This window comes from Echinimonas agarilytica, from assembly GCF_023703465.1.
GTDB classification, from domain to species: Bacteria; Pseudomonadota; Gammaproteobacteria; order Enterobacterales; family Neiellaceae; genus Echinimonas; species Echinimonas agarilytica.
In genome coordinates this window covers 230,875-249,988 of sequence record NZ_JAMQGP010000004.1, presented here as the reverse complement: position 1 = coordinate 249,988, position 19,114 = coordinate 230,875, and the positions used below count along the sequence as shown (strand labels likewise).

16 protein-coding genes are annotated in these 19,114 nt (G+C 47.3%); 5 read left to right on the top strand and 11 right to left on the bottom strand.

Translation table 11 applies throughout. From position 1 onward, the window contains the following. Positions 1-6: 6 nt before the first annotated feature. Positions 7-2,457 carry a TonB-dependent siderophore receptor gene (locus NAF29_RS11165; protein ID WP_251261646.1) on the bottom strand — a complete coding sequence of 817 codons (2,451 nt, stop codon included), beginning with the start codon at positions 2,455-2,457 and terminating at the stop codon, positions 7-9. Between the two features lie 227 nt (positions 2,458-2,684). Beyond that, complete coding sequence (locus tag NAF29_RS11160) at positions 2,685-4,157, bottom strand: adenosine deaminase family protein (RefSeq protein WP_251261645.1); 1,473 nt, start codon at positions 4,155-4,157, stop codon at positions 2,685-2,687. A gap of 317 nt (positions 4,158-4,474) precedes the next feature. Here NAF29_RS11160 and puuE point away from each other — a divergent pair, with 317 nt between their 5' ends. Then, a complete protein-coding gene (puuE, locus tag NAF29_RS11155) occupies positions 4,475-5,404 on the top strand; it encodes an allantoinase PuuE (RefSeq protein ID WP_251261644.1) in 930 nt (309 codons plus the stop codon). Positions 5,405-5,475: 71 nt separating this feature from the next. Then, complete coding sequence (locus NAF29_RS11150) at positions 5,476-6,009, top strand: cupin domain-containing protein (RefSeq protein ID WP_251261643.1); 534 nt, start codon at positions 5,476-5,478, stop codon at positions 6,007-6,009. Here the strand turns inward: NAF29_RS11150 and NAF29_RS11145 are convergent. Genes NAF29_RS11145 through xdhA form a run of 9 tightly spaced genes read right to left on the bottom strand, consistent with a single transcriptional unit; the run spans position 5,973 to position 15,295 of the window. Beyond that, on the bottom strand, positions 5,973-6,938 hold the full coding sequence (locus NAF29_RS11145; protein ID WP_251261642.1) for an alpha/beta hydrolase family protein: 966 nt from the start codon (positions 6,936-6,938) through the stop codon (positions 5,973-5,975). The two genes, NAF29_RS11150 and NAF29_RS11145, sit on opposite strands and share 37 nt — an antisense overlap. Before the next feature lie 21 nt (positions 6,939-6,959). Further along, complete coding sequence (locus NAF29_RS11140) at positions 6,960-7,271, bottom strand: DUF1330 domain-containing protein (protein WP_251261641.1); 312 nt, start codon at positions 7,269-7,271, stop codon at positions 6,960-6,962. After that, on the bottom strand, positions 7,268-8,479 hold the full coding sequence (locus tag NAF29_RS11135; protein ID WP_251261640.1) for a urate hydroxylase PuuD: 1,212 nt from the start codon (positions 8,477-8,479) through the stop codon (positions 7,268-7,270). The genes NAF29_RS11140 and NAF29_RS11135 overlap by 4 nt, the downstream gene beginning before the upstream one ends. 2 nt (positions 8,480-8,481) lie before the next feature. After that, on the bottom strand, positions 8,482-9,804 hold the full coding sequence (gene guaD, locus NAF29_RS11130) for a guanine deaminase (RefSeq protein ID WP_251261639.1): 1,323 nt from the start codon (positions 9,802-9,804) through the stop codon (positions 8,482-8,484). Positions 9,805-9,816: 12 nt separating this feature from the next. Next, a complete protein-coding gene (gene uraH / locus NAF29_RS11125; RefSeq protein WP_251261638.1) occupies positions 9,817-10,155 on the bottom strand; it encodes a hydroxyisourate hydrolase in 339 nt (112 codons plus the stop codon). Further along, positions 10,152-10,676, bottom strand: coding sequence for a 2-oxo-4-hydroxy-4-carboxy-5-ureidoimidazoline decarboxylase (locus NAF29_RS11120; RefSeq protein WP_251261637.1), 525 nt, complete (start codon positions 10,674-10,676; stop codon positions 10,152-10,154). The genes uraH and NAF29_RS11120 overlap by 4 nt, the downstream gene beginning before the upstream one ends. Further along, positions 10,676-11,518, bottom strand: coding sequence for a xanthine dehydrogenase accessory protein XdhC (gene xdhC / locus NAF29_RS11115; protein WP_251261636.1), 843 nt, complete (start codon positions 11,516-11,518; stop codon positions 10,676-10,678). Before xdhC ends, NAF29_RS11120 begins: the two co-directional genes overlap by 1 nt. Further along, positions 11,515-13,866 (bottom strand): xanthine dehydrogenase molybdopterin binding subunit, encoded by a 2,352-nt coding sequence (gene xdhB, locus NAF29_RS11110; RefSeq protein ID WP_251261635.1) that lies wholly within the window; start codon positions 13,864-13,866, stop codon positions 11,515-11,517. The genes xdhC and xdhB overlap by 4 nt, the downstream gene beginning before the upstream one ends. Beyond that, positions 13,859-15,295, bottom strand: a complete 1,437-nt coding sequence (gene xdhA / locus NAF29_RS11105) for a xanthine dehydrogenase small subunit (protein WP_251261634.1) — start codon at positions 15,293-15,295, stop codon at positions 13,859-13,861. Before xdhA ends, xdhB begins: the two co-directional genes overlap by 8 nt. A gap of 238 nt (positions 15,296-15,533) precedes the next feature. Between xdhA and NAF29_RS11100 the strand changes: the two genes are divergently transcribed. The 3 genes from NAF29_RS11100 to NAF29_RS11090 are packed head-to-tail and all read left to right on the top strand — an operon-like array spanning position 15,534 to position 19,046. Next, positions 15,534-17,033, top strand: a complete 1,500-nt coding sequence (locus NAF29_RS11100; RefSeq protein ID WP_251261633.1) for an ABC transporter ATP-binding protein — start codon at positions 15,534-15,536, stop codon at positions 17,031-17,033. Next, positions 17,023-18,126 (top strand): ABC transporter permease, encoded by a 1,104-nt coding sequence (locus tag NAF29_RS11095; RefSeq protein ID WP_251261632.1) that lies wholly within the window; start codon positions 17,023-17,025, stop codon positions 18,124-18,126. Before NAF29_RS11100 ends, NAF29_RS11095 begins: the two co-directional genes overlap by 11 nt. Further along, positions 18,126-19,046 (top strand): ABC transporter permease, encoded by a 921-nt coding sequence (locus NAF29_RS11090; RefSeq protein ID WP_251261631.1) that lies wholly within the window; start codon positions 18,126-18,128, stop codon positions 19,044-19,046. The genes NAF29_RS11095 and NAF29_RS11090 overlap by 1 nt, the downstream gene beginning before the upstream one ends. Positions 19,047-19,114: the final 68 nt, after the last annotated feature.

The following is a 19,114-nucleotide window of genomic DNA, read 5'->3' as shown; positions in this document are numbered from 1 at the left end:
GGGGATTTAGAAGCGGTAAGATGCCGTTGCACTCCAATGACGAGGTAATTCGGGTAACACGATGGTGCTACCAAACAAGTCAGGGAAGTTAGAACGGAAATACTCTTCGTCGGTCAAGTTCTTGCCTTGAACCCGAATGGTCCAGTCGTCAGTTGAGTAGCTCACACCCGCATTGAGTACGGTGTAAGACGGCAACTTCACTGATTTGGAGAAACCCGAGTAGGTTGATTCAGCATGAACTGCACTGGCGTTTGCATTGAAGCCATTTTGGAAATCATAGGCCCCTGTCAAACTGTACATGTTCTCTGGAATCCCAGCTTTTCTGGCGTCAGAGTCACTATTTACGAGATACAAGCCTTGTTGAACGTAGCCGTAAAACAGTGATGGATCGCTAATGCCCGTCATGTCTTCAGCACCTTGGAAGCCAAATTGAGTGCCCGAATCTTTCGCTGTTAGGTTCGTGACTTCAATGTGAGTCCATGCTCCTGTCACCGTGAATTGCTCGGTGGCCAAGAAGCGTGCTTCAAACTCGTAACCTTCACTTTCGGTGGTGTTATTACTTACCTGATCCTGAGCATTGACACTGGTTCGTTCTTGTTTGAAGTAGGCCGCTGACATGTACAAGCGATCATCCAGTAGGCTTGCTTTCACACCTAATTCAGTCAGTTCTGAATCGGCCAGAGCGTTGCCTTCTTCAATGTTTCCAACTGAAATTTCTGAACCTTGACCCATGATGATGGTGGTTTGCTCAGACACTGTCGCATACGGCGTAATGCCCCAAGGCGTTGTGTATGAAATACTTGCCGTCCAAGATACGCCATCATCCGAATCGTCGGCTTTTTCATCTGGATCAGTCGGTGAGGCAAACGCTGTTTTACTGACTTTCTCGGTGCTGCTCATATCTACGTAGTCATAACGTGCACCCAGTAATAGGTTTAGGTTTTCGTAGATAGAAAAGTCGGCTAAGAAGGCCAAGCCATAGTCTGTGAAGTCACCTACGGTATAACTTGAGTATCCTTCATCAGCTACCGTTGCATGTAATTTTCGGTCTAGTGCTGTTGAAGGACCTGTTAAGTCGCGGCGGTCAAAATATTCGAAAAAGAAATCATCACCGTGTTTAAAGTCGGTATAGCGAATACTCGGCGATACTTGATAAGCACCACTTAGCCAATCGTTATGGTCGGTTTCATAGGCAAAGATGAGCTGATCTTCGACAACGAAGGTGTCTGCAAATTGAGAGAATCCATAGGCATTTTCGTTGATGTTTTCTAGTTCTTCATAGAAGAATTTGTTGGTCATAGTGAGACCCGAATCAAACTCATGAATAATGTCGAAATATAGCGTGTTGACTTCAGTTTCTAAGCGATCTTCGGGGGCCACTAGAACTTGGTCGCCTTTAAGCTTCGCGGTGCCAACGTCTTCCAGTGCCCACAATGGATCCATTGCTGCATCAGTACCGCTCGAAGCCGGAACCCAGAAGTTATTTGAATCTTCTGAGAAACTACCTTGCCAATCGAGAAACTCAGATGTGGAATTATACCCGTCGCCGTCGGTGTCAATCGATTGAGCCTTGCCTGTGATATAGGTGCCGTGGTCAATTAAATCTTGAGTGACGCGGTTCCAACCTGCAACTTGGTTACCATCAAAATCATGGTGCATACCGCCAAATTCAATGCGTGTTGAGGGCGTTAAGTCCATATTGAATGAAGCTTGAACAATGGTATTGTCGGTGCTGGTGTTTTCGTAATAGCTATCTGAGTTTTCTACTTCCGCATAGATGTAGTAACCGAGGCTTTTACCGCCAACTTCGGCGGGGCCACCCACTTCGGCGGTGAGTATGCTTTTGTCCCATGTGCCTGTGGTATACGACATGCCACCTTTGGGTTTCTCAAGGTACTGACCTGTTTCAGCGCGGGCTGACTTCGGTTGGAAGTTGAGATAACCACCAATTTTGGATGGGCCATAAATAGGCGAAGCTGGACCGCGAACAATATCAATTCGGTCAGTTGCGCCAATAGGAGTTGGGTAGTTACCGGGGTTGTTCACCCGACGTACGCCACGAAAGTACACTTCTCCAGGAGTACCGCGTACATCGAGTGAACCGGCCACACCAAAGAATGATTGGGTGAAGGCTCCGGGGGAAACCAGTACCAAATCATCAATGTCTGTGATGTTGTAGTTTTCCATCATATCGGCGCTGACAGACGTCACGCCACGTGGAGTTTCTAGAATTGTTTTGCCAAAACCAAATACTGATTTAACAGGCTCTGTTGGCATAATCCCCATACTATCTTCGACTTGGCCTTCTGCTGTGTAGGTCTCTAGCTCTACAACTTCTTCTTGCGCTGCTGTGGTTTCTTCAGTTTCTTGTGCCATCAAAGTTAATGGTGACGCGGCGAAACTTAGCCCGACTAAAAAAGCGAGCTTGGTCATTCGAAATGGTTTTTGTTCCAACATCTGAGTGCTCTCCATGAATGCAAAATTTTCTATATATGTGTTAATTAGTTTTGCCAGTTAGGTGGTCAGCAATCGCTGTGCCAAAAACATGTCCAAATGGTTAGTAATTTTATTTATTTAAAAAAAGTTGTTGTAAAACAAAGTTATGTTTTTAGTTTAAACTTGTTCGTATGATTATTTATTTTGTTGTTAATCGTTTTTGTTCGCGCTTGCTGCACTGTTTTGAATCATTGCTGGGGTCTGTTGTTAGTATTTTGTGAAAAGTCGCAGAGCTGATATTGATCGCAAATAAAGCCATAACTGACAGGCGACACGTGTTTTAACGACTCGAATCCGTGTTTAACAAACGATGCTTCAAACTGAGCCGTGCGCTGTTCATATGTCGCGATCAACGCCTTTTTATTGGAAGCATCAATAAAACTGTATTGCAGCGAGTTGTGATTGAGTTGCATCAATTCATCCCAGCTCAAATTGAATTCTTTCACGGCCACAAAGAACTCGTCAGTGATGTTGGAATCCCACATCCCTCGATCGTCGGTGGACAGCGCCACAGGCACTCCGAGGCGCAAATACTCAGGAAACGGATGCTGGTTGTATTGATCAACGTATTCGAGCAGTAAATTAGAAATAAGATTAATTTCAACTAGGTAAGGGCCGTAGCGCATTTGACGCAATAGATCATCGTCACTAATGAGGTTGACACCATGCCCAATTCGGTCGGCGCCGAGCAATATTGTGTCGCGCACATGGAAGTTCGGCTCGTCTACTTCCCCGGCATGAATTGAAAGCTTGACGTTGTTGTAGCTGCGGCGGAGCTCTCTTAATGTTTGTTTGAAGCGTAAAGGGTGTCCTTTGTCATTATCTTCTCGGCCTACCATATTGACGGCGAGATAGAGATCGTTATTGCGACTGACAAAATCAAAGTAATTGCGTAGTTGTTGTTCTGCATTGGCTGCGAAACGCAAAATTGACTCTTGTAGGCGGACTGTCACCCCTGTTTTTTGAGCGTCACTTTGTTGCAGTCGTTGACGATAAATGTTGGCAACGTCATCGGGTTTTATAGGCACTCCATCTGGAGTGGTGTAGCCTGATGCACCCATCATCGGTTCCATATAAATCAAACCTTCGGCCCCAAAGGCTTGCATGTTTTTGACGAGTATTTCAGCCACTAAATAAGGGCTATTCATCAGCTCATCTAAACGTTGCCAGTGAGTTTGAAAAAACTCGTCTCGTCCTTCGTGATCTTCATCCAATCGAATGCTGTTAAGCCAAGCGGTGAGTTCATGCTCCGATAAATCTTCTAACCGTTTATATTCTGATTTTTCACAGTCTGATAGCTGTTGATATGAGGATTCGAGAAGGTTGTTGAAATGAAGCAGGTAAGGGCGATATCCAAAGGCATTGCTGCCGTATTCACTGCAGTTCGAAATGGTTACTTTGGTGTAATACCGATAACCATGTTCTTGTTGTTTAAGTGCCAGTTCGTACCACCATTCCGACAATGCTGAGCCTGTCATATGGTGATGTAAATCGCCTCCCTTTGGCATGGCATACAAGAAAGTATATAGCTCGGTATCTGAAGCGCTGTTCTTAAATTTCTCAAACCAATGTTGAGGTGGTTGGGCAACACTGGTGTTGTGCCACAGGCTAAGTAAGAACACGGTCGTCGTTAGACTCAATTTGCGTGTATACGCCGACATAGAAGCTCCTTTGCATCGCGCTATCGGTGATGAAATTGGCAAACCACGAGGGAGAAACCATTTCATTTACAAGGTGGAATGCAATTGTGATACCAGTCACATTGCAAGCCGCGAATGTTGGGCTTCACCTGAATGAATTAGCTGACCACTTGGTTCAGAAATGGTTGTTTTTGGTGCGATAAGTCTGTTTTACGCCCTTATTTGATGCGTTTTTTTCGAGTTTATGCGGGTAATTTGTAAGTCTGTCCAATGGCACAATTATTGATGGGTTCATTCGTTGTTCGTTTCTTTGAATTGAAAAATGAATGGAGTTTTTCATGAGTCACGTGTTTTCTAACGACGATCACTACCCAAGAGATTTAGTTGGGTATGGCGATAGACCACCTCAAGTTAATTGGCCCGGCGGTGCTAACATCGCCGTTCAATTTGTATTGAATTACGAAGAAGGAGCAGAAAACTGTGTACTGCATGGAGATCCGGGATCCGAGACTTTCTTATCTGAAATTATAGGGGCGAAATCTTATCCGGCTCGGCACATGAGTATGGAGTCTTTGTATGAATATGGTTCTCGCTCAGGCTTTTGGCGAATCCATCGGTTACTCAACCGTTACCGCATACCCGTGACCGTTTATGGAGTAGCAATGGCGTTGGAGCGAAACCCGCAAGCCGTAGAGGCCATGCTTAAGTCCAACTGGGAAATCGCCAGTCATGGCTATCGGTGGATTGACCATCAATTTATGAGTGTTGAGCAAGAACGAGAGCACATCGAAAAAGCGATCGACATTCATACACGAGTGACAGGAGCTCGCCCTTTGGGCTGGTACACCGGGCGAGATAGCCCCAACACGCGGCAGTTGGTCATTGAGCAAGGAGGCTTTCTGTATGACTCCGATTCCTACGCAGATGACTTGCCGTATTGGTCAAACGATCAGGGGCAATCTCATTTGGTGATTCCCTATACGCTCGATACCAATGACATGCGTTTTGCGTCGCCTCAGGGGTTCAATTGTGGCGACCAGTTTTATACCTACCTGAGAGATTCATTTGATGCGCTTTATGCCGAAGGAGAATATGCGCCCAAAATGCTTAGCATTGGATTGCATTGCAGAATTATAGGACGCCCAGGAAGGATTCAAGCGCTGGAGCGCTTTATTCAACATGTTTTGGCGCATCAACATGTTTGGGTGTGTCGCCGAGAAGATATTGCGCGTCATTGGCATGAGCATCATTCTCCGGAGGCAAAATGAGGCAACAACAATGGATGATATTAACAGCAATGCTGGCAGCTAACGGAATTGGGCATAGTGAGGAATATAATATGACGCAAAGCACGAATGCAGCACAAATTATCGAAGCCCTAAAGCTAGAGGCTCATGTGGAAGGGGGCTACTTTCGACGCACATATCAATCAGACCAGCGTCCAACCGTCGACACTGACCATGGTGAGCGATTTTTACTGACTTCTATTTTTTACATGATGACAGACGACTCGCCCATTGGTCATTTCCATAAAAACCGCTCGGATATTCTTCATTTTTACCATTCCGGTGATCCTATCCGGTATGTGCTGTTGTGGCCTGATGGCCGCCGAGAGCAGTTCATTTTAGGCCATGATGTTGTTGCGGGACAGCAAATGCAGCTCACCGTGCCGGCAGGTGTTTGGAAATCATCTGAATTATTAACTGCCGAACACGGTTATGGGTTAATCAGCGAAGCGGTGTCGCCCGGATTTGATTTTGACGATATGACATTGGCCGAAACGACTTCACTCGTTGCGCAATATCCTGAATATGCTGAGGAGATTGACCGTTTAAGCTATCGCTCCTTGGAAGGAGCATCTGATAGCAATTGATAAGAGAGCCAATCGACTGTGGTGTTGAGTAGTTGATTTGGAATGGTTTGGTCGGGGCTTAATTGTCCACTGGAATCGATGACGCGAAACAGGTGATTGGCGCCATCCATCAATACCAAGGTTGAGTTGGCCAACGCAGCGGTACGTTTTAATCGCTCAGATTGTTGATAAGGAACCGTCAGGTCTTCTTTGCCAGCGATGAGAAGTATATTGCCAGAGAAACGCTTCATTCGCTCAAGACTTTGGTTGTTAGCAAGCTCGTTGAACCATGTCAGGCTAAACCTCAACGGTGCATCACGCCAATCAAATTTTACACTGGCAAAGCCTTGTTGTTGAGCCTCCGTTAAATATTGCGCATAAAAGTCAGAAAACACGCCCTGGTCATTACTGGCCATGGTGGCCCAAGTGACCAAATGATTGATGCGTGGAGACAGCGAGTCTGTCACCAGTAGCTGCGCCACCAAACCACCCTGACTAAACCCGACTACGGCTATCTCAGAAGAATCGAACTCAGGTAACTCAAAGAGATATTTAAGCACTGTTTGGGCGTCTCTGACGGCACTGGTGAGTGTGTATTGTTGGTAATCAACAGGGCTTTGACCTGTGCCTGCAAAGTCGAATCGCGCGCTGGCAATACCCTTAGTTGCTAACTTTTTCGCCAAACGTTGATAAAGCCCACCCACTTCATTTTTTTGCCCAGCAGTACCATGAAGCATGAGCACTAACGGCGCTTTTGTGGGTTGATCTGGCCAATGAATAAGCGTTGGGATTGCATAGTCTCCGTTGCTGATCAGCTGATACGACTCGGCAGCCTGAATGGTGGAAGAGGTTGCTAATATCATCAACACGCTCAAACAAGTACTCATGGCGTGAGCAAGCTTGCGTGGGTGGGATAAGCCTATGCGGCCCATTTCAGAGATTGGATTCATCACAAACCTCACAATAATGCTCTAATTGGACGTTGGCTTTACATCAACATGGCCATTCACAATGACCATGTTGGCGGTTGCGTACTTATTTCTAAGTGCATGAATCGGCGCGTACTCTTTGGCGGTCACCCAATGTTCGGCAGTCATTTGATCTGGAAATTCCATCATCACAATTCGCTTCGGCTGCCAATCGCCCGACACCACGCTTACATCGGCTCCGCGCGCTAAATAGCGCCCTCCACAGGCGATCACTGTGGGTGTTATTTGGGCTAAATAATCCTTGTATAGCTCAGGTTGGTGAACGTCGACATCGACGATGACATAAGCACTCATGGTTTAGTTCCTTGTGTTGAATCCTGCTGGCTTAGGAGCCAGTTCATCATTTGTTGGCGTTGCTGAGCGTCGAATTGATGGAAGTTACCAAGTGGCATATAGCCCGACTGCAATGCAGGCAAGGCTTTCGTTGCATGGGCTGCTAATTGCTGTGGAGATTGAATGATAATCCCTGCTGGTGGGGCGCTAAACCCAGGCTGAGTAGGCGTTTGAGCATGGCAATTAGCGCAGTGAGTCGTTACCCATTGTTGAATTTGAACATCGCTGGTATGACCCGCCGAAGCTTGCATGATGTTTGATTTGTCGGTGTGTGCCAGACCAACCGCCACGCCTATCATGCCTACGGCGGCACTGACTAAAATCAATGGTTTGATTTGACCTTGGTGTTTGAGGTTGAAAAAATGACGCCCCCAAGCGAGCAAAGTGCCGATCAAAATAACCGCTAACCAGCCATGAGAATGGCCATATAGAAATGGGTAGTGGTTGCTGATCATGCAAAAAATAACAGGCAAAGTCAGATAGTTATTATGAGTAGAGCGTAACTTAGCGAACAACGCGAGTTGAGGATCGGGCGGTTGGTTATGAGACACCGCGGCTACAAATTTCTTTTGCGCAGGAATAATGCCAAAGAACACGTTGCCTGCCATCCATGTGGCCATGAGGGCTCCGACATGAAGAAATGCGGCGCGATCTGAAAATAACTGGTGAGCCAACCAACTTGCAGCCATCAACACGGCCAATAAACATGCGGCAAATATGAGTCCGCGCTGTACCAACGGTGTTCGTAGCAATCCTTCGTAGAGCAATTGACCGCCAACAATAAACGAAACACTGGCCAATACTGCGATACTCGGCTCGGCTAACCAACGGTCAGTACCAACTAAATAGTTTTGTGCTTGAAGGTAGTACAACACAATCATCAAACCGGTACCGCTGAGCCAAGTGGAATAGGCTTCCCATTTAAACCAATGTAGGTTTTCAGGCATTTTCTCTGGGCGTAATTGATACTTGGCAACTTCGTAAATTCCGCCGCCATGAATCGCCCATAAATCACCTTTGACACCTTTGTCGGATTTCCACTGCGGTGGCGTGCGCAGGCTTAAATCAAGCCAAATAAAGTAAAATGATGCGCCAATCCAAGCAATGCCTGCAACGACATGAAACCAGCGAAATGCCAGGTTTAACCACTCAAGAACTAAGCCGTCCATGATCACTCTCCTTGCTCTGAGTTATGGCGTTGGTAGGCCAGCTTGCCCATGATGTATGTTCGGTCAACATTCATTTCATCACCTAACATCATGAGTGCGAACAGGGTGTCTTCAAGCGAATTTGCCACTGCTTGGCGGGCACGCTGCAAGCGATTTGGCGTTAGATTGAGTAGCACGAAATCGGCTTCTTTGTGAGTTTCAAAATTTCCAATGTAACCATCGAGCATCAATGAACGTGCGTTGCCCAGCGTTGCCATATATAAGCCCTTTAAAGGATGCAAGGTTTGCTGTTGTACTTGCAATATTTTGTAGGCTTCAGCCAACGTACGTAGCAATGAAAAGCTGGTACCGCCGCCCACGTCGGTGGCCATGCTAATGGGGATGCCAGCATCTTCGAGCCGTTGCATATTGAGCAAACCACTCCCGATAAAAAGGTTCGACGTGGGACAAAATGCAATACCTGAACCGGTATCGGCCAAACGTTGAACTTCTCGGTCGTTCAAGTGAATGCCGTGGGCAAATACACTTCGGGTTCCCAACAGACCATAGTGGTCATACACATCGAGATAGTCTTTGGCCGAAGGGAATAGCTCTTTGATCCAAGCGACTTCTTGAATGTTTTCTGATAGGTGCGTTTGTAAATAGAGCCCCGGATAATCTCGATATAGCTGGCCTGCAACGGCTAACTGCTCGGGGCTGCTGGTGGGTGCAAAACGAGGCGTGAGGGCGTAGCGCATGCGGCCCACTTTGTGCCATTTTTCAATCAGTGCTCGGCACTCGGTTTCACTTTGCTTTGGGGTGTCTAAAAGGCCTTCGGGCGCGTTTCGATCCATCATGACTTTACCGGCCATCATGCGCATATTGCGTTTGTTGGCCACATCAAAAAAGGCATCGGTGGACTGTGCAAATACACTGGTGAACACCATGGCACTGGTGGTGCCATTTTCAAGCAGAATATCGATAAATTCTTCGGCTTTTTGGCTGGCAAATTCACGACATGAAAACTTTAATTCATTGGGGAATGTGAATTTGTTCAACCAATCTAACAGCTGTTCGCCATAGGATACGATCACGTCGGTTTGAGGCGAGTGGATATGGCTGTCAATAAACCCGGGCATGAGGAGATGATCCGGAAAATGCTCACACTGACTAAGGTCGAACCCGCCTGCAGCCATATTTTTGGCACTATCGAGTTGTTTTACCAGCCCTTGCTCAATTACAAGTACACCATCGTCATAGTACTCGAAGCCTTGGCCGGCACTGGGATCAGGAATGTCGGTAAAATGTAAGATACGCGCGCGAAAAGCTTTGCAATTTGAAGTCATAGTAAGGGCTCCCTAGCTGCCACGGTAAGTTGAGTAACCATGCGCACTGAGTAGCAGTGGAACATGATAGTGCTGTGTGGGATCCGTGACTGAAAAGTCGATGCTCACCTTGGGATAAAAGCCAGTGCGTTGCTGCGTTAAAAACCAGTCGGAAAGCTCAAAACAAATGCGGTAGTCTCCGGGCGCAATTGAAAACTGCTCTGGCCATTGCATGATGCGTCCATCATCGTCTGTCATGCCATTGGCAATGAGTTGATTGTGGCTTGCCTCGTATAAAGTGACTGAAATGTGTTGTGCGGGGCGTCCAGACTCAGTATCAAGAACATGGGTTGTAATAGGAGATTTGATCATGGTTGGACCCTCGCTTGGGCGTTGGTGCTGATAAACAGTTGTTGCAGGCGTAGGCGCGTTATATATCCTTGCTGAACAGCGCCGTTTTGCAGTTCAGTATCACGACAATTGTGGATACGCTGCTGAAGTAGCTCGAGCATGACATGGGCAGGTTTGCCGCTGGCGCAAACGATGAAAATGAATTGGTTTTTCTCGAAATACAGATCGTTTAAGCGTTGTAATTCATTGAGCACGTCATCCGATGCGGCCAACACTTGACCCTGCTCTCCGGTTGCTCGTCCAGCATATTTAGAACGTAACAATTCAATATCTCCAATTCGAGCATGACCGGAAAATGCCTCCAAAATTTGAGCTTCATTGGCTTGTAACCATAGTTGGTCAGCCAACTGAAGCAGCTGTTCAAGGGACTCAAAAGGGCGCATGTTGGCAAGTGCCGTTGCCCATTGTTGGCAGTGACAACAGCCAAGAAGTTGATGTTTGGCATCTGCGTGAGTGAGCGCATTAAAGCTATCCAAGGTCATCAATAACTCTCCAACTGATTCGAGCCAATCAATTTTTTAATCGTTCGCCATGATGTGGATTTACGTTTGTGTCGAGGTTGTTCTTGGTAATACAAACTTTGCAGTTGAGCAGCGATGGATACGGCAACTTCCATAGGGCGTTTGCCTCGAACATCAGGTAAACCGATCGGGCACGTTAGGTACTGCTCCTCAAATCCATCAGCTTTGAGTCGTTGATGGAATCGTTGTGCTTTTGTGCGAGAACCAATAAGGCCAACAAATGCCCAACGGTCGTATCGGAGTAATTCAGAGCATAGCTTGTAATCTAGTTGGTGGTCATGCGTGAAAATGATGTTCCAACTGTTATCAACATATTCGGCAATAGTTTGGGTGGGGTCGGCATGATGTATCACGCGACAATTGGCGGCGTTGAAATGCTGCAAGTACTCAGCGCGGCTATCGATGACATTCACTTGGCAAGGCAGCTCGGCTAGTATTTTCACTAGCGCTTGTGCCACATGCCCCGCGCCGAATAAATTGATTTGCCAGTCCACTTTGGCAAAGCACTCAAGCATGACCAGTACATTGCCACCGCAGCATTGCGCAGCTTCTGCGGCCAGTGGAATAGGACGCATGATTTGACAACTTTGATTAGCGGCCAATAATTCTCTGGCTTGTTGGGTGACCAGAAATTCCAGCTGTCCGCCGCCTAGCGTGTCATAGCAATGTGCGTCGTCGATGACCATTTTGCTGCCGCCGTCTCGTGGCGTGGAACCTTGGGCGTCAATAATGGTTGCGATGACATAACCTTGCCCCGCATGTTGGCAGTGTAAAATGGCATCACTCCAATTCAATGAATTCATGAAGCCTCCTGATGTTGTTGATTGTATTGAGCACATTGTTGCAGCGCCCAATACACTCTTTCTGGGGTTGCTGGGGTGTCGAGTTGGGGGCTTAATCGGTAGTTAGAGGTGCTTGAGATGGCATCACGGAGTGCGGCCCAAACCGATATGCCTAACATCAGCGGCGGTTCTCCCACGGCTTTGGATTGGTGAATGGTGTTAGCCGTGTTCTCGCGGCGATAGAGCGCCACGTTAAATTGTTCGGGGGTGTCAAACGCGGTTGGAATTTTGTAATTCGCAGGGCTATCAGAGATGACGCTGCCTTGTTTGTCCCAGAGCAATTCTTCGGTGGTTAACCAACCCATTCCTTGTACAAAACCGCCTTCAATTTGCCCCATGTCGATGGCTGGATTGAGCGATTTTCCAACGTCTTGCAGCACATCCACTCGATTCACTTTGTATTCGCCGGTGAGCGTGTCGATGGTCACTTCAGACACCGCTGCGCCATTTGCAAAGTAAAAAAATGGTTGGCCCTGTCCGGTGTTTTTGTCGTAATGAATTTTCGGTGTTTTGTAAAAGCCGTTTGCTGAAAGCGATGTTCGGTTCAGGTAGGCCAATTGAACAAACTCGTTAAAGTTCATGACTTGCTCACCAGCGGTGACTTGGCCGTTGTGATATTTCAGCTCATATTCTTCAATGTTGAAGTGTGTCGCAGCAAACTTGCTGAGTTCTCGTTTTATTTTGTTGCATGCGTTTAATGCAGCCATGCCATTGAGGTCGGTGCCTGATGAAGCAGCAGTGGGAGATGTGTTAGGAACCTTATCGGTTCGAGTAGAGCTAACCTTGACCATGGCGACCGGAACGTCGAATGCGCTGGCGACAATTTGTTGAATTTTGGTATTCAAGCCTTGCCCCATTTCTGTACCGCCGTGACTGATCAGCATGGTGCCATCGGTGTAGATATGCAGTAGTGCACCGGCTTGATTTAGATGCTTGGCGGTAAAAGAAATGCCAAATTGAACAGGCGTCATCGCCAAGCCCTTTTTCACATAGCGGTTGGCGTTATTAAATGCATTGATGGTGTTTCTGCGTTGACGGTAGTCAGAGCTTTGTTCTAGTGTGCGCATCAATTCAGGCAGTACATGTTGTTCCACGACTTGGCCATAAGGCGTTTCGTCTTGACCCGGTTGATAGAGGTTGATGAGCCGAACATCGAGCGGATCTTTTTTCACCGTGCGCGCTATATCATCCATTAGGGTTTCGGCAGCCATCATGCCTTTTGGTCCGCCAAAGCCCCTAAAGGCAGTATTCGAGACGGTGTTGGTTTTGCAACGTAACCCAACAATGCGCGCGGCATTGAACGAATAGGCATTGCTGGCATGAAACATGGCGCGATCGACAATTCCTTCAGAAAGATCGGGCGAGCAACCGCATTTGCCTGCCAGCGTCATAGACACCCCGTGTAAACGTCCGTCGCTATCGAACCCTGCACGCCAGTTATTTTTGAAGTCGTGGCGTTTGCCGGTTTGCACCATGTCGTCTTGGCGAGGCATGCGGTAACGCACCGGGCGTCTTTGGCGAATAGCAAACAAAGAAGCGATGCATGCCAGCGGTGCTGCTTGGCTCTCTTTTCCACCAAATCCTCCCCCCATACGGCGGACTTCAGCAACAACTTCGTGCAGCCCAAGACCTAACACCTCAGAGACTAGTTTTTGAATCTCTGTGGGGTGCTGCGTTGAACTGATGACATGAATGCCTCCGTCTTCGGTTGCCGATGCCTGACTGATTTGGCCTTCGAGATAGAAGTGTTCTTGGCCACGCACATAGATCTCGCCTTCGGTTTGAAATGGCGCACTATCAATTGCCTGTTCGGGATCACCCTGCAGATGTTGATGAGGTGGCAATACAAAACTATCGGCAGCAATCGCATCATCAATGGTGAGCACCGCAGGCAAAGCTTGATATTCCACTTTTGCTAAACAAACGGCTCGTTTAGCTGCTTCAATGCTGGTAGCCGCGACGGCAAAAATGGGTTGGCCTGCATAGACCACGGTGTCGCCAGCCAACAGCGGATCGCCACCGTAAACGGGACCTACGTCGATTTGGCCAGGAATGTCCTGTTGGGTGATCACATCGACCACGCCGGCAGCTGTTTGTACTTCGGATAAATCGAGCGAGACGATACGCGCATGAGCGCGCGCAGATTGTCCTGTTGCTACGTGGAGCAATTGCGGTGAGGTTGGCATGTCGTCAATGTACTCTGCGCTTCCGGTAACATGCTTGCGCGCTGATTCATGCTGCAATGATTGCCCCACACCCTGTTGCACAGAGGCTTGATTTGACGAGTTTGGTTGAACCAATTTACGCATGCTCAAAAGCTCCTATGCTGATGTTAGAAGTCAATTCAAGACAGGCTTTGACGAGTAAGTTTGATGCCATCTCAGAGCGATATTCAGCTGAGGCTCGCACATCGCTGATGGGGCTAAACTCTCTACTTAAGCATGCGCGTGCTTGGTCGAGACTGGCTGCGCTGAATTGATTATTCTCATCGAGCGTTAGAATGCTTTCGGTTTGGACTGCGCGAACCGGCGTGGCGGCCATGCCTCCAAATGCCATTCTTATGGCCCCATCTTGCGTGAGAGTAAACGCGCCCATTACCGCCGAAATATCATCTTCATAGCGTTTACTGACCTTATAAAGCTTAATCGGCTGATGAAGTGCCGAAAGCGGAATTTCAATATGAGCGAGATATTCTCCGGCCTGCAATACTGTTTTTTTATAACCTTGGTAAAAGTCATTGATATTGACTGAACGCTGCTGACCTTGATGATTGGTGAGATGCAAAATGGCATTCAGTACCATTAAGATGGGAGGTGTGTCGGCAATGGGGCTGGCGTTACAGATATTGCCGCCGATGGTGCCCCGGTTTCTAATTTGTCGAGATCCTAAGCGTTGCAATAACTCCTTAAATGAAGGGGACACATGAGTCAGCTCAGTTTCAATGTGGCTGTAACACGCGGCTGCCCCAATCAATAAACTAGTTGGAGTGTGCTGTACCTGATTTAATGTCCCTATGCTCGTCACATCAATGAGCTTGGGTAATGACTTATACTTTTGTGTCACCTCTAACATTAAATCAGTGCCACCTGCGATGATTTGAGCATCGGGGTGTTCTGTTAAAATTCCCTGAAGCTCTAGTTCGGTGGTTGGTTTTACGTAAAATTGGTCAGTTTTCTGAACCGATATTGCGCTCGATAAAGGTGCATCTGGTTCGTTGTTGTGCAAAAACTTGTTTGTTTGGGCAGGTTTTTGTAGGGACTGACACCCAGCCTCAATGATAGGGCGATATCCCGTACAACGGCATAAGTTGCCCGAGATTGCATCTAGTACGGCTGCGCGTTGTTCCTTGGTGGGGGCAGTGCTTAAATCGGTGCGCGAGGTATGCAAAGTGGCCATGCTCATAACAAAACCTGGTGTGCAAAATCCGCATTGAGAGCCGTGACATTCCACCATTTTTTCTTGTACTGGATGGAATGTGGCGTCTGCTAATCCTTCAATAGTAATGATGTGGTGCCTATCAAGACTCGATAACGGAGAAATACAGCTGTTAATTGCTTTTGCATCTTGCATGCCTTTATTGCTGTCAATCGCCATAACGGTGCAAGCTCCGCAATCTCCTGATGCACATCCCTCTTTCGTTCCAGTCAATTGCTGATGTTGGCGAAGGTATTGAAGCAAGGTCATATCAGGCGCCATTTTTTCCGTGTCTACTCTTATATTGTTGACGTAAAGAGCCATTCCAATTCTTCTCCCAACGGGCCATAAACACTGATGTGGTAGGCCGATTTTTATGCTTATCTGATATCTACAAAGCAAAAGGCTGGCCAACTAGACAGTATTTTATAAAGTTTAGCTTATTGTGGTTTTCGGTCTTTATCTGGCATGCATATTGCCTTTTAACTCTTCAAATGCAGATAACTTCTGTCTAATGAGTCAGGCTTGTGGTGGATTAAGTATGCGGTTAGAGCTAATAGCAGTGAGCAAATCTTACCCGGGTTGTATCGCGAACGATTCGGTGAGCTTGAAGGTTGCTCCAGGTGAGGTTCACGCCATTCTTGGAGAGAATGGAGCGGGTAAAAGTACATTAATGAAAATGATCTACGGCGTCGTCAAACCCGATAGCGGACAAATGCTGTGGAATAATCGAGAAGTCGTTATCGAAGGCCCTGCACATGCACGTAAGTTAGGCATGGGGATGGTATTTCAGCACTTTTCATTGTTCGAGACCCTTACCGTAGTGGAGAACATTGCGCTGTATCTGGATCCCCAAGACGTGGGGGATATGGCGTCATTGCGCCAGCGTATTATCGATGTTGGAATCGAGTACGGTCTTGATGTAAACCCAGACCGGTGCGTGGCGACTTTATCGGTGGGAGAGCAGCAACGAGTTGAGATTATTCGGTGTTTGTTACAAGACATTCAACTCTTAATTCTGGATGAACCCACCGCAGTGCTGACGCCCGCTGAAGCCGAGCACCTGATCGTAGTGCTCAAACAGCTTGCCTCTAAAGGTTGCAGTATTTTGTTTATTTCACACAAATTGCATGAAGTGAATGCACTGTGTGACCGCGCGACTGTTCTGCGGGCAGGTAAAGTCACCGGTAGCTGCGTACCTCGAAACTCTTCGCCTTCGGACATGGCGAAGTTGATGTTAGGTGACGAGCTGGAATTGAAGCATGACTTTGCTGCTGGTAAACGCGGAGAAATGGCGCTCGCTTTAAAGGGAGTAGAGGTTGAACCGTCGGACACTTTCTCGATTCATTTACGTGATATCAATTTAACTTTAAATGCCGGTGAAATTGTGGGCTTAGCTGGCGTTGCCGGAAATGGTCAAGACGAGCTTGTCGATCTTATTAATGGCGAACTCACACCCACAAGTGGCGATATAAGAGTGCCATTGGGTGAAATCGGCAATACGTCTGTCCAAGCTCGGCGTCGAATGGGCTTGGCAGTGGTGCCAGCTGACCGCATCGCTCGTGGATCGGTTGCGACCATGAACTTAAGCGAAAACAACTTACTGACCGGCTGCGTGAATCACGGAGTTCGCGGGGGATTGATTGACTGGAAATTTGTCAAACAGCGTGCTCAAGACATTATCAAACGCTATGCAGTGAAAGCCATTGGCCCTGATGATATTGCAAGTAGTTTGTCTGGAGGCAACTTACAAAAGTTTATTATTGGCCGAGAAGTTGAACAGTCGCCCAATATTTTAGTGTGCTTTCATCCAACTTGGGGAGTTGATGTTGGAGCGGCAAATTTGATTCATCAGCAGCTCATCGCTTTACGTGATCAGGGGGCTGCAATTTTGGTGCTGAGTGAAGATCTCGACGAATTATTTTTATTGTCAGATAGGCTCGGTGCTTTGTGTGCCGGCCGACTATCTCCTTTAGAAAACAAATCAAAAGTATCACTGGAGCAACTAGGCCAATGGATGGCAGGTTCTTTTGAACATCAGGAGAACCAACATGCGTATTGAGAAACGAGTTCAATCATCTAAACACATGATCTATTTGTCGCCTGTGTTGGCGGTGGTTTTAACCTTGCTGGCCGGTGCCGCATTGTTTCAATTATTGGGTCATCCTCCGGGCGAAAGTCTCTATAACTATTTTATTAACCCCGTGAGCGATATGTATGGCTTAACGGAGTTGTTGGTCAAGGTAACTCCATTATTACTTTGCGCCATTGGTTTAACGCTGTGCTTTAAAGGGCAAGTTTGGAATATTGGTGCTGAAGGGCAGTTTTTGTTTGCGGCTTTAATGGCAGGAATGGTGACGCTTGAGCTAGCTGACGTTGAGGGCTTTTGGGTCATACCTGTGATTCTTCTCAGTGGAGCATTGGCCGGTATGGCCTGGGCGGGCGTGACCGCTGTGCTTAAAACTAAATTTGGTGCCAATGAAATTTTAACCACCATTATGCTCAATTATGTTGCCCTGAATTTATTGCTATGGGGTGTGCATGGTCCACTCAAGGACCCTGATGGATATAACTTTCCTGAGTCTGCCTTATTTTCAGAACACACTTTATTGCCATTGTTATCTGAAGATTATCGGGTGACGGCTGCCATTTTTATTGCGCTGTTCATGCTGGCTGTGGTTTGGTTTTTATTGAGTAAAACACTTTTTGGATTTCAAATTCGAGTCTTGGGTGAGAGTGCCTCCGCAGCAAAGTTTGCTGGATTTAATCAACACCGTTTGATTTGGTTGTTGTTGCTCTTTAGTGGAGCAATGGCAGGTATCGCAGCGGTGTCTGAAATCAATGGTCCCGTAGGGCAGCTGATTCCAACACTGAATCTTGGGTACGGTTACGCAGCGATCATTGTGGTGTTTATGGGACGCATGCATCCGCTGGGAATTCTACTTGCCAGTATCTTATTGGGGCTGACCTATGTAGGCGGAGAAATGGTTCAAATTGAACAAGGCATGCCCAAATCAATTATTGGTTTGTTCCAAGGCATGCTGCTGTTTTTCCTCTTGGCCTGCGATTTATTCATTCATTATCGAGTGGTCTTCGACCGTTGGAGCACTTCACCAACGATGCATACGCCAACATCTACAAAGGTGGCTGAATAATGGATATCACACTGATCGAAAACGTTTTGTTCGCCACAGTCAGAACTGCTACACCGCTATTGTTGGTCGCCTTGGGAGCCATGATGTCGGAACGTGCTGGAGTATTGAATTTAGGGCAGGAAGGCATGGTTTTGATGGGCGCGGCAGTGGCGTTTATGGCGTCTTATGTTACGTCTCATATGGGGTTGGGTGTATTGGCAGGCGCATTTGCTGGAATGTTGGTGTCGGTATTATTTGCGTTTGTCGCGTTAAATTTGATGGCCAATCAAGTTGCTACAGGCCTTGCATTAACCATTTTCGGAACCGGTTTGAGTGCTTTTATAGGTGCTGACTATGTGGGGTATTCCATGATTGGATTAGCGCCGGTTGAACTGCCGTTGCTGAGTTCTATTCCACTCATTGGCAAAGCTCTATTTGCGCAAGATGTATTGGTGTACTTGGCGTTTGGTTTGTTTGGATTGTTGTGGTGGGTGATGAGAGGCACACGTCTTGGGTTGATCATCCGTTCGGTGGGTGAGAACCCAGAAGCGTCCCATGCATTAGGCTACCCCGTATTAAAAATTAGATATGTTGCGGTGCTGTTTGGCGGAGCAATGGCCGGATTGGCGGGCGCTTATTTGTCGTTGGCGTATACCCCGATGTGGTCCGAAGGGATTGCTGCAGGGCGAGGGTGGATAGCCTTGGCGCTGGTGGTGTTTGCAAGTTGGCGTATAACGCGTGTTTTGTTGGGGGCGTGGCTGTTTGGCTTTGCCAGTATTTTGCACTTATTGCTACAAGGTTCTGGCTATTCCATTAGTCCAAACCTATTGGCCATGTTGCCCTACGTGGTGACCATTGTTGTGTTAGTGATGATGCAACGAAAGCATGGACAAAGCGATGCGCCGCGATCATTAGGACAACCATTCTCATCAAGCCGCTAAAGGGAAATGGGCGATTTGATAACATGTCACACATAAGAATTTGGCCATAACGGCAACATAAGAATGAG

Excerpts from the sequence above, each read along its gene's own strand:
- NAF29_RS11140 (WP_251261641.1), bottom strand. The coding sequence starts at position 7,271 with ATGAGTGCTTATGTCATCGTCGATGTCGACGTTCACCAACCTGAGCTA.
- NAF29_RS11150 (WP_251261643.1), top strand. The coding sequence starts at position 5,476 with ATGACGCAAAGCACGAATGCAGCACAAATTATCGAAGCCCTAAAGCTA.
- NAF29_RS11090 (WP_251261631.1), top strand. The coding sequence starts at position 18,126 with ATGGATATCACACTGATCGAAAACGTTTTGTTCGCCACAGTCAGAACT.
- NAF29_RS11120 (WP_251261637.1), bottom strand. The coding sequence starts at position 10,676 with ATGACCTTGGATAGCTTTAATGCGCTCACTCACGCAGATGCCAAACAT.
- puuE (WP_251261644.1), top strand. The coding sequence starts at position 4,475 with ATGAGTCACGTGTTTTCTAACGACGATCACTACCCAAGAGATTTAGTT.
- guaD (WP_251261639.1), bottom strand. The coding sequence starts at position 9,804 with ATGACTTCAAATTGCAAAGCTTTTCGCGCGCGTATCTTACATTTTACC.
- xdhC (WP_251261636.1), bottom strand. The coding sequence starts at position 11,518 with ATGAATTCATTGAATTGGAGTGATGCCATTTTACACTGCCAACATGCG.
- xdhA (WP_251261634.1), bottom strand. The coding sequence starts at position 15,295 with ATGGCTCTTTACGTCAACAATATAAGAGTAGACACGGAAAAAATGGCG.
- xdhB (WP_251261635.1), bottom strand. The coding sequence starts at position 13,866 with ATGCGTAAATTGGTTCAACCAAACTCGTCAAATCAAGCCTCTGTGCAA.
- NAF29_RS11160 (WP_251261645.1), bottom strand. The coding sequence starts at position 4,157 with ATGTCGGCGTATACACGCAAATTGAGTCTAACGACGACCGTGTTCTTA.
- NAF29_RS11135 (WP_251261640.1), bottom strand. The coding sequence starts at position 8,479 with ATGGACGGCTTAGTTCTTGAGTGGTTAAACCTGGCATTTCGCTGGTTT.
- NAF29_RS11095 (WP_251261632.1), top strand. The coding sequence starts at position 17,023 with ATGCGTATTGAGAAACGAGTTCAATCATCTAAACACATGATCTATTTG.
- NAF29_RS11145 (WP_251261642.1), bottom strand. The coding sequence starts at position 6,938 with ATGAATCCAATCTCTGAAATGGGCCGCATAGGCTTATCCCACCCACGC.
- uraH (WP_251261638.1), bottom strand. The coding sequence starts at position 10,155 with ATGATCAAATCTCCTATTACAACCCATGTTCTTGATACTGAGTCTGGA.
- NAF29_RS11165 (WP_251261646.1), bottom strand. The coding sequence starts at position 2,457 with ATGTTGGAACAAAAACCATTTCGAATGACCAAGCTCGCTTTTTTAGTC.